The following is a 13,572-nucleotide window of genomic DNA, read 5'->3' on the forward strand; positions in this document are numbered from 1 at the left end:
GCCAAGATGCTAGGCATACATTAAGCATGTGTTAGTAAAATAGTAAATCAACAATAATCAGAATGGCTATCTCATGATTATACTTTTTACGCTAGGGACAGTGTATCAAGAAGCATACCCTTCTACTGTTTCCCGTGTTTTTACTAAAAGCAATTTTAAAAGTCGTGGTTTAAGATCTGACTTAGATCTTGAGCTAATGAATGCCTAGTCTTTGCTACTATTATATGCCAGCTATATGAGGATATTATGAAGCCATTTTCTATGATGCTATCAATGCTTGCCATTGGTATCACCTCCAGCGCCGCGATGGCTGAAGGTGCGAGCAGCCTCCCCAATGTTAGCCCAGCTAATAGTGATCTAGTCAATCGCGGTGCCTATATTGCCCGTGCTGCCGACTGTGTGGCATGCCACAGAGAAGACTATACGGGCGGCGTTGCTATTGAGACCCCGATGGGTGATATTTATGCCACCAATATCACGCCATCAAAGCGCTATGGTATCGGTAATTATACTGAAGCCGACCTCAAAAAAGCCTTACAAAAAGGCCGTGCTCCTGATCATATGATCTATCCTGCTATGCCTTATCCTTCTTATCATGGTATGAAGGATGAAGATATCAGTGCGCTATTTGCTTATTTGCAAACCGTACCAGCAGTGGACGAGGAACCTGAAAACGAGACTGATTTACCGTTTCCTTTTAATATCCGTAGCCTCATGTTTTTTTGGAACATTCTAAATGTACCTTCTTATGAGAACCGTGAGGGTCTCACCGAAGTCCAACAACGCGGTGAATATCTGACCAATAATTTGGAACACTGCGGTACTTGCCATACGCCGCGTGATGGCACTATGGGCGCTGATAATAGCAAGTACCTAGCTGGTGCCCAGCTGGGCAACTGGTATGCGCCCAATATCACGCCTGATGAGGCAAGCGGTATTGGCAGCTGGAGCGAGCAAGATATCGTCACTTACTTGCGTAGTGGCGAGCTTGATCAGCGCGTGTATGCTGGTGGACCGATGGGAGAAGTGGTCGCCCATAGTACGCGTTATTTAACTGATGAGGACTTAGGCGCGATTGCCGCTTATCTAAAAGTAGTCCCTGCCGTTGCCACTGAAAACAAAGTGCAGCCAGTCGACACTTCACGTCTTCCGCTTCCTATCAACGAATCTATTACCCATGATTTGCTCGCCCAAGATGATTATTTAACTCAAGCCAAAGCTGGCGTTGATGCCAGCTCGCCTGAAGGTTTATATCTTGATGTTTGTGGCAGTTGCCATGGGGTGAATGGTTATGGTCAACCCGATGCCGGTTATGCGCCTATTGTCGGTCTCACCAGTCTACGCCGTGATGAACCAAATACCTTGGTCAACGTTATTCTCCACGGTGCTCATGGGGCCACCAACACTCGACCTAATATGCCAGGCTTTGCTGATGAGCTGAGCAGTCAGCAAATTGCTGATATCACTAATTATGTGCGTACAAGCTTTGGCGGTGTGGCTAGCAGCGATGTGAGTGCCGACTATATTGATAATGTGGCAGCAGGTGTAGATCAGCGCCCTTTTTTGATTAAGTATGCAGGGGTACTAGCTATACTTGGTATTATTGCTGTACTCGCACTTATCGGCTTTATCATTTGGAATATGATGCGCAAAAGACGTCACCACTAATCTAGACGGTGGTAGAGTCAACGCGCAGAATAATTAATACTTTATAAAGCTTATTGATAAAATGCTAACAAATATTTTTAATAAAATTAAGGTTTATGACAAGGTATGCGGTATTAAGCAGCACAACTGTCATACCAAAAGGACAATAACATGAAAGATATGCTTCAATCACCTACGCGGCGCCAACTGCTCTCTATGATCGGTAAGACCGCTGGTGCCACAGCCATGTATCAGGCGATGACCACTTTGGGGTTCGCCTCAGAATCTACTTTTAAAGAAGAAATGAATTTAACAGGCGCGCCTCCAGGTTCGAGTATTATTATTCTTGGAGCTGGTCTTGCAGGACTTACTGCTGCTTATGAGCTACGTAAAGCAGGCTATCAGGTTAAGGTATTAGAGTATCAAAATCGTGGCGGCGGACGCAGCTGGACGCTTCACAGTGGTGACAAATATACCGAGCTTGGCGGCGAAGAGGTCACTTGCGACTTTGAAGAAGGCAATTATTTTAATGGCGGGCCATGGCGCTTGCCAAGCCATCACTATGCTGTATTCCACTATTGCAAAAAGTTTGGTGTTGAGATGCAGCCATTCATTCAGACCAATAACCGAGCTTATCTACATCGTGTTAACCACTTTAACGGAGTGCCGCAGCGATTGGGTGATGTCAGGAGCGATGTACGCGGACATGTATCAGAGCTACTGGCTAAGTCAGTTAATGTTGGTGGGCTTGATCGTTCAGTGAATACTGAGGATAAAGAAAAACTATTAGAAGGTCTCAAGGGCTGGGGCGTACTTAACAAAGATTATCGTTATGTAACCAGTCATGAGACCAGTAAGATGCGCGGCTATAGTGTTTATCCAGGCGGTGGTTTGATGCCAAACCCTGAGCCGTCCAAAGTCTTGCCAATGAGCGAGCTATTGCAATCAGGGGTTTGGTCTGATTTATACGCCAACTTCGATGTATATGTGCATCATCCTACGATGTTCCAGCCTGTAGGCGGTATGGGTAAAATTGGTGATGCGTTCACGCGTGAGTGTCAAGATATGATTACCTTAAATGCTAAAGTGACTCGCATTCACCAAGACGATACTGGCGTAACTGTCGATTATGTTGATAGTAACAACCCCAATGGCCCAACCAAAACAGAGCGAGCAGATTGGTGTATTTGTACTATACCTCTAACAGTATTAACTCAGATGGATATTAATGTTTCAAAACCTATGAAACAGGCGATGTCTGCGGTTCCGTATGACACTGCTTTCAAAGTCGGTCTAGAGTTTAAACGCCGCTTTTGGGAAGAGGATGAATGGATTTATGGCGGTGTTACTTATACTGACATGCCTAATATTCAAATTGCTTATCCATCAGAGGACATGTTCAAAACAGGTACAGGGGTGTTACTAGGAGGGTACGGCTACGGTCCGACTTCGTATAAGTTTAATGCATTGACGCCGCAGCAGCGTATTGATGCTGCTCTTGCTTATGGTAAGCATATCCATCCACAGTATCCAGAAGAATTCCGTACGGGTACTTCGGTAGTATGGCACCGTATTCCTTGGACACTTGGCTGCTACGGTATTTGGAGTGAACCAAGTCGTGAGCAGTATTACGATACCCTTTGTCAAATTGACAATCGTATTGTATTGGCAGGCGAGCATTGTTCAAATATTCCAGCATGGCAAGAGGGCGCGATTTTGTCGGGATTAGATACTGCTAATCGATTACACAAGAGAGTAAAATCTGTATAGCCACTTGTCATAGATTAAAAGATAAAGAGACGACTATGAATAATTCTAAATATCCACTGATGACCGCTATTGCAAGTGCTAGTTTTGGTATAGTGCTACTGAGTGGTTGTTCAACCCAAGATGCTGATGCACCAACTATAGCAGAACCTACTGTACAAACGACAGATGCCAATGGTAACGAAAACGATGACTATGATTTTGCTGCTGGTCGTAACAACGGCTCTTGGGGAGCAGTCTATATGACGCGTGAAGAGCTTGCAGGACCACAAGTGGATATCGTCAGTTACGCGGGTATACCGCCTATGGCAGAAGACGCTGAGGTGCAAAAGTGGAATCAGGTATTCGGCGAGGGTAACGCTTATCACAGTACAGACGGTGCTGAGCTTTATCATCGCTCCTGTGCGGGTTGTCATATGCACGACGGCTTAGGGGCTCAAGGCGCAGGTTATTATCCACCGCTTGCTAATAACAGCAAAATGGAATCCAAATTCTATACGCTAGGTATCTTGATTAATGGTCTGCGTGGTATGCCTTCATTCCACTTAATGATGAATGATGAGCAGATGGCGGCGGTAACGCAGTATATTATGACGGATCTAAATGGCCTCGATGCAACTGTGACTGCAGAAGATGTGGCGCAGATCAGACACGATTATGCACCAGGATATGATCCTTACGAATAAAGGTAGTCAGCAAATATTAAAATAAAAAGCGCCCAATAGGATTATCAGGCGCTTTTTTATTTAACACTTTAACAAATGTCTATTTTATATTTATTTCATCAATTAGGATTTGACGACCATACTGGTGAGCGGATAATACCTTGCGCTGACTTACCAAAGGCTTTACCTCCCTCTAAGGATTTAATAGTCAATACACCTTTGCCACCTTGAGTTGAGGCATAAACCACACGCTTACCATTAGGAGAGAAGCTTGGCGCTTCATCAATGCCTGTATTACCAATATTGGCGGTGACTGCGCCATTAGTATTCATAATAGCGGCGCTACGGCCACTCAAAAACGCAATTTGCGAGCCATCACTACTAAACTGCGGACTGGTGGCATAACCACCTCTTGATACTTGGCTGGTACGTCCTGAGCCAAATTCGTAACGATAAATGCTTGGCTTATTAAATCCTGCTCTGTCTGAGACAAAGATAAATGATTTACCGTCTGGAGCGTAGCTTGGTTGTACCTCGCTGCTTGGCCAGTCAATAATTTTTCTCAAATTACCGCCATTGGCACTGATCTCATAAATATTAGCACTGCCCTCAAAGCTGCTGGAGAATAGTATTTTGCTACCATCAGGTGAAAAAGACGGGCTAAGATTGCTACCTTTATAGGGGGTAATCACATTAGCGCCGCCACCATTAACGTTTTGCACATAAATGATAGGGTAGGATTGCTCGCGCTGTACAGTATAAGCGATACGATTACCATCAGGCGACCAAGCTGGCGAGAAAATAGAGCCATTGACCTCTGTTATGGTCTTAGCATTCTCGCCGTCAGCATCCATAACCTTGAGGCGCGAGATTTTATCTCTACCGCGTCCCGTCTCCTCAACGTAGGCGATACGACCGGAGAAATCACCCGGCGTACCTGTGATTAGCTCGTAAACTTTATCAGCGATAACGTGGCCGGCGTAGCGCATACTTGATTGGTCAGTATCAGCGCTTAAGCTTTGCTTGCCGCCAATGACTCGGCCGGATTTTACTTCAATAACTTCATAATCTGTAATGACTTTGCCGCGATCACTACGGGTGCTGCCAACGACCAGATAAGGAATACCCAGCTGTTGCCAAACGGGTAGTGTCCCTGTCAGCTCGCTACTACTACGCGGCTGCTGCGGTAAGTCTTTGCTTGTGACATTAAGCTCAGTATTATTTAAATCATTTAAGATTATCGGTGACAACACAGAATCCCCAGCGAAGGGAACGAAAGCGACTTGGTTTTGTTGTACAGGAATCTCATAATCTAGTTCTAATACTACAGGCGCTGCCGATAAGTTAGGAGCAACAAGTAAACTTGCAGCACTAACGAGTAAGGTGGTCAGTAGTTTTTTATGAGTATGCATGATTGAATTGAGCTCCTAAAATAGTAGAGTAGTTGTTTTTCTACATGCTTTATTTATTATGCTAAGACCGTATATTAAACCATGCTAATTGTTTAAAATAAAACAAATAGTGAGTAAAAATACTGATAATTAATTACTGCCTCTAAATCTTAGAGTAAAGGTTGGATACTTGGGGTCATCAGTATCAATAGGTAAGGTGCGCGTGCTGAGCACCGCCTGCCGTGCCGCTTCGTTCACCGCCTCATCAGGACCAGAGGCTGTCACTTTGGTCACCTCACCATTGGCATTTACGCTAATCGTCAAGGTAGTCTGTTGCACTGATCCTTTGGCGGCAACGGGCGGATTATAGTTGTTTTTAATTAAGCGCACGATCTCGCTATTACTAGCGCCGCGACTAGCACCTGCAGAGCGTCCGCTACCAGTAGTTGGACTAGAGGTTACGGTATCATTAGACACTGTCGATTTGCCATCTGATAGGCTCAGCGTTTTATCAGAACTGCTCGTTTCAATATTTATATTATTATCATCTTTAGTAGGCCGATTGATTCTAGGTACGGGGTTTTGTTTGGTACGAAACGAGCGTAGGGTTTCTTGCTCTTCGTCAAGCTCATTTTGCTTTTGTTGCTGAACTTGATCAAGCTCTGCTAAAGCCGACTCATCTAACTGCGCGGCAAGCTCAGCCATATTACGATCATATTCTTGTGATTGCTCAAGCAAGCGCTGGCGATGATTTTGAGTCATGAGCACAGACTGATCAGCAGGTTCATTGGAGCGCGTAAATACTGAGGTTGAACGTGATTCAGAAATGCTTGGTGCTGTATTGCTATTTGTACTTGACGCTTTGGCAGTAGCTGAACCTGCATTGTTATTAGCGGCTTCGGCTTGCGTAGCAGCGCGATTGGCCAATATTTGAGACTGCATTTCAGCCAGCTCACCTGGGGTAACCATGGTGGTCTCAATACTCCCCACTGTCTCCAGCTCTGGCTGCTGATAGGTATAGATTAAAATGCCTATCACAATACCGTGCGCCAACAAGCTCAGTAGCAAGGGCAGGGTAAGCCCATTACCTTCTGGCTCAGTAGGAACATAGACGGCAGGTGCGTGTTTCATTGCTTAGTCACTCAGGAGCGTCATTGATGAATTGAACATTAAATACTGGTTAATTATATGGTTTTTTCGGAGATAAAGGGCGAGATATTACAACTGTGGCGTAGGTAGAGGTGTGCCAGTTAATAAACCTACCTTCTCGATACCAGCCTGTTGCAAGTTTGCCATCAAGGACATAATAGCGCCATATTGATTATTTTGATCGGCATTAATCATGACCTGTAGCGGGGGTTGACCTTCAGCGCTACCTTGAGCCTGCAAGTTTGATAGGGTATCGATTAATTCGGGTTCACTAATAGGCATATCGACGTTGTTCTCGTAGCTGATAAAGATCTCGCCATTATCGGTCAATGAGACAATAACAGGAAGCTGATTTTGGCTCATAGTATTGGTTTGCTCTTTTGGCAAATCAACATCGACTCCCGTCGTTAGCATAGGCGCGGTCACCATAAATATCACTAACAGTACTAGCATGACGTCTATGTAAGGCACGACGTTCATATCGCTATTGAGCGCTTTTTTCTCGCGCCGATAAGGACTAGGTCTCATGGCTTTGTCGCCTGATTTTGCGCCGCTTTGCTCTCAGCAATTTTACTCTCTCGTCTGCTCTCTGCATCTACTGCGATTTGGGTGCTGGTCTCACGCTGCAGCATACCAGTCATCTCATCACAAAACAGCGCGCGCGACTCATAAAGCCGCCCTGATTTAGAGGTGAAATGGTTATAAGCCAACACTGCAGGAATAGCGGCAAACAATCCCATAGCAGTAGCGATTAGAGCCTCAGCAATACCAGGAGCAACAGAGGCAAGTGTCGCCTGTTCAGTCTGCGATAAGCCTAAAAAGGCATTCATAATACCCCAAACTGTACCAAATAAACCTACGTAAGGCGCAACTGATCCTATGCTGGCTAAGGTGGAAATACCAGATTCAAGAAGTTGCTGCTGGCGACCCAGACCCACGCGTAGTTTACGCTCAACGCCGTCTATAATATCGTCTTTAGGTTGGCGTTTTTTATGCATGCGCAAGTATTCAGAGAATCCCACATAAAAGATTTGCTCAAGTCCTTGACGCTCAGGTGAGCCTTGAATACCTTGATAGAGCTTGGCTAAATCCTCGCCCGACCAAAACCAAGTCTCAAACTGCTCATCAAAATTTTTGGCGGTACCTAAACGTGCGCTTAGACGAAAAATAATAACCCAACTGACCAATGAGGCCAATAGTAGTAAAGCCATCACGATTTGTACCAGTAGGCTGGCCTCAAGAATAAGGTCAAGAATATTTAAAGATTCAGGCATGGAGCAGGCTCACTGAAGATTAACAATAATCTGTTTAGTTGATTATAGATTGGAGCAACTTAAACAAAGAGGTAATAGGGTTTACACTGTAATATTTAGACTTATACACGAACATCTTTTGCTAAAACTATTTCTCAAAATGTTTATGAAGATATCGTGCCATGTCCCATGATTGGCAGCATATTAGCATTCAATGTTACATAAAAGCAACATTTAGTATAGAAGGATTGAGTATACCGAACTCTTTGATATTAAAAGGTAGATTTTTGATAAACTCGTTAATATAACAAGCTCTGCAAAGTATTGTAGCTAGAAAAGAGTAGAACAAGTAGTAAAAAAGGTTAATAATTGAATTCATAAGTTAACTTCTTTAGAATGTTACCCTCCATGACTTACGACTGTTAGTCTCAGCTTTCTAACTTTGGCTTTCTAGTATAACGCTACTATTCACGTCTAATCTGCTATTGAAGCCAGCTGCACGCTTTAGTAGTTGTAGATATTTATTTGCCAGTCGGATGCGCCGCTTATGAATGCAATTGAACGCTATTTTGGGATTGATGGTCAAAACACCACCATAAAAATAGAACTTTTAGCAGGTTTAACCACCTTCCTAACGATGGCTTATATCATCTTTGTCAACCCCAATGTGTTGGCAGATGCAGGAATGGATAAAGGCGCGGTATTTGTGGCGACTTGTCTCGCCGCCGCACTCGGCTGTTTTATCATGGGTATCTATGCCCGTCTGCCAGTAGCACTAGCTCCCGGCATGGGACTCAATGCCTTTTTTACTTATGGCGTTGTACTTGGGATGGGTTATACGTGGCAAGCCGCGCTTGGTGCAGTATTTTTATCAGGTTGTATTTTCGTCCTTTTAAGCTTATTTAAGATTCGAGAATGGATTATCAATGCTATTCCCATGAGTCTAAAGCAAGGGGTAGTCGCAGGTATTGGTGCTTTTTTGGCCTTTATTGCGCTGCAAAGCTCAGGGGTTATCGTCGGACAAGATGCTACGTTGGTAGCCCTTGGGGACATGAAGACGTTTTCACCTGCGATGGCGGCTTTAGGATTTATTGTTATCACCGGCCTTGCCTATAAAAAAGTTACAGGCGCGGTGACGATTGGGATTTTGCTTATCGCTATTATCAGCCTGATAGCAGGTCAGACTCAGTTTACGGGTATCGTATCTACGCCGCCTGCCATCGCGCCAACGCTAATGCAGCTTGATATCGCAGGCGCGTTTGATATCGGTATGGTCAGTGTTATCTTTGCCTTTTTGTTCGTTGATTTATTTGATACGACGGGCACTTTGCTTGCGACCACCAGTCAAGCCAAACTGGTCGATAAAGACGGTAATATTCCTAATATAGGACAGGCGCTACTAGCGGATTCGACAGCGACGGTTGCAGGTTCATTATTGGGAACTTCATCGACAACCAGCTATGTAGAGAGTGTATCTGGTATCGCCGCTGGCGGACGTACGGGACTAATGGCGGTGACCGTTGGCGTGCTATTTTTGCTCAGTATGTTCTTTGCGCCTCTTGCTGGCATGATTCCCGCTTATGCTACTGCTGGCGCTATCTTTTATGTCGCAGTTTTAATGCTAGGGGTACTCAAGGATATTGATTGGTACGACTTGACCGAAGCGGCGCCGGTTACGGTGGTGCTGTTATTTACACCTTTGACTTATTCTATTGCCGACGGTATCGCCCTTGGCTTTATTACCTTTACTGCTTTAAAGGTTATCACTGGTAAATACTCTCAAGTCTCAGTTGCAGTGTGGGTATTGACGATTATTTTACTCGCAAAGATTGTGTTTTTATAATTGGTTGCTTATTCAGTAATTGTTCATTAGCTGGTTTTTATTAAAAAGTATTTTTATAACCTTTTTACCTTAAATGGTAAAGAGGTTTTTTTCTTAAAGTTTAGTCTTGATAACCGTTAATTTGGGGTTATGAATAAATAGTAACCCAATTCTAACGCGAAATTTAGTCCGGCCATTTGTATCAACTATCTATATGTTTTTGAATAAGATATTTTTGCGTATTGCCAGACGATATCGTTAGTTTGAAAGCATTTTTCATGATAATATGAATAGGTTAAGCGCATCACCTCAATCAACGCCGTAGAGGTTTTTCTTACAGTGAACTTGCGTTATTCTCCTTTCACTACCGACAAGAAGAAGGCACTAATGCCGCTTAGCTTTTCGTTGTTGCCTTTTATTTGTTAATGTAGCTCGTTTAGCACTCAACGATTGATTAATAATTAATTAATGATATCTAGCTTATGCTGGATTTACTCGTTTGTGGTGGTGCGCCCTGATTTAAAACTCATCCGCATCATCTATTAGATTTTAAACGATAGTTATGGAGTTGGTATGAACCCGATTGAGCAGTTTACCCCAGAAGAGCCTATTTTATTTGACCCTACTGATTTATTAAATCCTCAATATATCACTCAGTCAAGCGATGAGTTATATCAGCGTATCTCGCCTTTATATAGCGCTGATGAGGAGCGCTGGCTCACCAAATTACTTCCGCTTGCAAAACCCACCGATGAGGAGCGCACTGCTGCAAGCGAGCAGACGCGCAAGCTGGTAGAGTATGTTCGTAGCGACAATAAAGCGGTGAAGATGGTAGATTCCCTACTGCTTGAATACAGCCTTGATACCCAAGAAGGCGTGCTGCTGATGAGCTTAGCTGAGGCCTTGATTCGAGTACCGGACAGCTATACTGCTGATGCGCTTATCCGCGATAAGATGAGTGTTGCCGACTGGAAAAAGCATCTCAAAGACGATAATGGTTTTATAGTCAACGCCTCAACGTGGGGTATGATGATGACTGGCCGCGTGGTTAGTATTGATAATAGTACTACCGCCTCTGGATTTTTGGACCGTATGACCAAAAAGATGGGCGAGCCGATGATTCGCGCAGCGATGCAAAAAGCTATGCGCATTATGGGGCATCAGTTTGTGTTGGGCGAAACCATTGAGGATGCCAATAAAAACAGCCAGTCTTATCGCAATAAAGGTTATACCTACTCATTTGATATGCTCGGCGAGGCAGCGATTACCAACCGCGATGCTGAAAAGTACTTCAATGACTATCTACATGCGATTAAAACGACGGCCAGCATCAAAGTAGCCGAGGGTATGCCTAAGCCGTCAGTGTCTATCAAATTATCTGCGCTGCATCCGCGCTACGAAGCTACCCAAGAAGCGCAAGTAATGGGGCTGCTGCGTCAGCGCTGCCTGCTGCTTATCGAAGCGGCGCGTGAGGTCAATGTCGATATTAGTATTGATGCTGAAGAAGCCGACCGTTTAGAGATTTCCCTAAAACTATTTGAGTCGCTATACCGCGACACGCTAACCCAAGGTTGGGACGGTTTAGGTTTGGTGGTGCAGGGGTATTCTAAGCGCGCTATTGCTATCTTCGCTTGGCTGGCTCGCCTGGCAACCGAAGTCGGTGACCGTATTCCGCTGCGTCTAGTCAAGGGCGCGTATTGGGATACGGAGATTAAACTGGCGCAGCAAAAGGGCTTGTCCGGATATCCGGTGTGGACGCGTAAAGAGGGCACGGATACTGCTTACTTGGCTTGTGCGCGCTTCTTATTATCAGAGCATCTGCGCGGTCTTATTTGGCCACAGTTTGCCACTCATAATGCCCATACGCTAGCTTCGGTTATGACCATGAGTACGCACAAAGACTTTGAGTTTCAGCGTCTGCATGGTATGGGAGATGCGCTATATGACCATATTTTGCAAACTTACAAAATTCCAGTACGTATCTATGCTCCAGTAGGCGCTCACAAAGACTTACTACCGTATTTGGTCCGGCGCCTACTTGAGAACGGAGCGAATAGCTCGTTTGTGCATCAGCTATTAGATAAGTCTTATCCTATCGATAAGCTGACGGTGCATCCTTATGACAAATTGCTGGCAAATGATAAGCTGTATAACCCAGATATTCCCTTACCGTTAGATATCTATGGCACACGCCGCGCCAGCTTTGGCCCCAATATCTTTATAGAGTCGCAGTGGTTACCTTTTAAAGCAGCTATTGAGAAGCAGCTGCAAAAGACATGGACAGCAACGCCTATTGTTAATGGGCAGGCAGTTGATGCAGGGCAAGATTCCAACAGCAGTCTAGAGTCTCATAGCGTGTGTGCCCCTTGGAATCATGAGGTCATTGCCGGTGAGGTAACTTATGCTGATGCTACTGTCGCGCGTCAAGCGATTGATGCTGCTACCGCGGGTCAACAAGAGTGGCAAGCTACGCCAGCTTTTAGGCGCGCTAGTATCATTCGCAAAATTGCCGACTTGTACGAAGAAAACTACGCTGAGCTGATGGCATTATGCCAAGTCGAGGCGGGTAAGACCATGCAAGACAGCATCGATGAGATTAAAGAAGCGGTTGACTTTTGTCGCTTCTATGCTGATGAAGCTGAGCGTCTAAGTGAAACTACCCATGAGTTTACCGATTTATCGGGCAAGCCAATGCGGCAAGTTTATAAAGCGCGTGGCACTTTTGTGTGTATTAGCCCTTGGAATTTCCCATTGGCTATTTATACCGGTCAAATCGTTGCGGCACTCGCGGCGGGTAATACCGTTGTCGCCAAACCCGCTGAGCAAACCAGCTTGATTGCCCATTTTGGCGTGCAACTGATGTATCAGGCGGGCGTACCGGCTACAGCGCTCCAATTCGTTATCGGTTCAGGAGAGGTCGGCGGTGCCCTCACAGCTGCTGACAACATAGCAGGTGTTATCTTTACCGGCTCAACCCAAACCGCGCAGCGTATCAATCAGAGTCTCAATCAAAAGCCACAAACTAGTGGTGAGCTACCAGTATTGATTGCCGAGACTGGCGGTCAAAACGCTATGATTGCCGACTCAACTGCACTGCCTGAACAAGTGGTTAGAGATGCGGTGCTTTCCGCCTTTGGCTCAGCCGGTCAGCGCTGCTCAGCTTGCCGTATTATGTGTGTGCAAGAAGATGTAGCCGATGATTTGATTGAGCTGCTACAAGGACACATGGCAGAGCTGGTAGTTGGTAATCCGACTTATGTCTCAACCGATGTAGGACCGGTTATTGATGCCGATGCCAAGCAAAACCTCGAAGCGCATATTGAGCGCATGAGTGCTGAGCCGACAGCTACAATCTTAGGTCAGACGCCAATGAGTGCCAGCTCAGTGGTAAGCCAAGAGCAATCTACCTTTGTGCTGCCAACAGCGATTGAAGTGCAAAGTATTGATGTGATTGGCGGTGAGCATTTCGGTCCGATACTTCACGTGTTGCGTTATGAAGCGCGCGATTTGGATAAGCTTATTGATGCTATTAATGCCACAGGTTTTGGTCTGACCTTGGGTATCCATAGCCGTATAGAAAATGTCGCTGAGCATATTGAGCGCCGAGCTGTTGTTGGTAATACCTATATCAATCGTAATCAAATTGGTGCAGTAGTAGGCGAGCAGCCTTTTGGTGGCTACGGACTATCAGGTACTGGTCCCAAAGCTGGTGGGCCGCATTATGTCGCGCGGCTTATGAAGCTGGTCTCAGAACAGCCAAGCTTTACCTCAACAAAAGAAGCAACAACTGCTGAATCACTAGATACGATGACTACCACTGAACACAATACTCAACCAGCCCCTACAGCGCTTGCACTAACATAAGAAAAGGAGTAGCA

General features: G+C 45.1%; 9 protein-coding genes. 5 read left to right on the plus strand and 4 right to left on the minus strand.

Features of this window, described 5'->3' with window-relative positions; translation table 11 throughout:
• Positions 1 to 246: 246 nt before the first annotated feature.
• From ACR63N_RS05945 to ACR63N_RS05955, 3 genes are all read left to right on the plus strand, one after another.
• On the plus strand, positions 247 to 1,668 hold the full coding sequence (locus ACR63N_RS05945; protein ID WP_367106031.1) for a cytochrome c: 1,422 nt from the start codon (positions 247 to 249) through the stop codon (positions 1,666 to 1,668).
• Between the two features lie 150 nt (positions 1,669 to 1,818).
• Positions 1,819 to 3,417, plus strand: coding sequence for an NAD(P)/FAD-dependent oxidoreductase (locus ACR63N_RS05950; protein WP_367103373.1), 1,599 nt, complete (start codon positions 1,819 to 1,821; stop codon positions 3,415 to 3,417).
• Positions 3,418 to 3,452: 35 nt separating this feature from the next.
• On the plus strand, positions 3,453 to 4,100 hold the full coding sequence (locus ACR63N_RS05955; RefSeq protein ID WP_367103372.1) for a c-type cytochrome: 648 nt from the start codon (positions 3,453 to 3,455) through the stop codon (positions 4,098 to 4,100).
• Between the two features lie 98 nt (positions 4,101 to 4,198).
• Here the strand turns inward: ACR63N_RS05955 and ACR63N_RS05960 are convergent, their stop codons facing one another.
• The 4 genes from ACR63N_RS05960 to tolQ form a co-directional block, all read right to left on the minus strand.
• Complete coding sequence (locus ACR63N_RS05960) at positions 4,199 to 5,491, minus strand: translocation protein TolB (protein ID WP_367108815.1); 1,293 nt, start codon at positions 5,489 to 5,491, stop codon at positions 4,199 to 4,201.
• A 129-nt stretch (positions 5,492 to 5,620) separates the two neighbouring features.
• Positions 5,621 to 6,601, minus strand: a complete 981-nt coding sequence (locus ACR63N_RS05965; protein WP_367108814.1) for a TonB C-terminal domain-containing protein — start codon at positions 6,599 to 6,601, stop codon at positions 5,621 to 5,623.
• An 87-nt stretch (positions 6,602 to 6,688) separates the two neighbouring features.
• Positions 6,689 to 7,147 carry a protein TolR gene (tolR, locus tag ACR63N_RS05970; protein WP_367103369.1) on the minus strand — a complete coding sequence of 153 codons (459 nt, stop codon included), beginning with the start codon at positions 7,145 to 7,147 and terminating at the stop codon, positions 6,689 to 6,691.
• Positions 7,144 to 7,893, minus strand: a complete 750-nt coding sequence (gene tolQ, locus ACR63N_RS05975) for a protein TolQ (protein ID WP_367103368.1) — start codon at positions 7,891 to 7,893, stop codon at positions 7,144 to 7,146. Before tolQ ends, tolR begins: the two co-directional genes overlap by 4 nt.
• A 526-nt stretch (positions 7,894 to 8,419) precedes the next feature.
• On the opposite strand from tolQ, the gene ACR63N_RS05980 reads away from it, so the two are divergent.
• Together ACR63N_RS05980 and putA are read left to right on the plus strand one after the other, a co-directional pair.
• Entirely contained in the window at positions 8,420 to 9,715 is a 1,296-nt protein-coding gene (locus ACR63N_RS05980) for an NCS2 family permease (protein WP_367103367.1), read from the plus strand.
• Between the two features lie 552 nt (positions 9,716 to 10,267).
• Positions 10,268 to 13,558 carry a bifunctional proline dehydrogenase/L-glutamate gamma-semialdehyde dehydrogenase PutA gene (putA, locus tag ACR63N_RS05985; protein ID WP_367108813.1) on the plus strand — a complete coding sequence of 1,097 codons (3,291 nt, stop codon included), beginning with the start codon at positions 10,268 to 10,270 and terminating at the stop codon, positions 13,556 to 13,558.
• Positions 13,559 to 13,572 lie beyond the last annotated feature (14 nt).

The organism is Psychrobacter sp. M4, assembly GCF_055699795.1.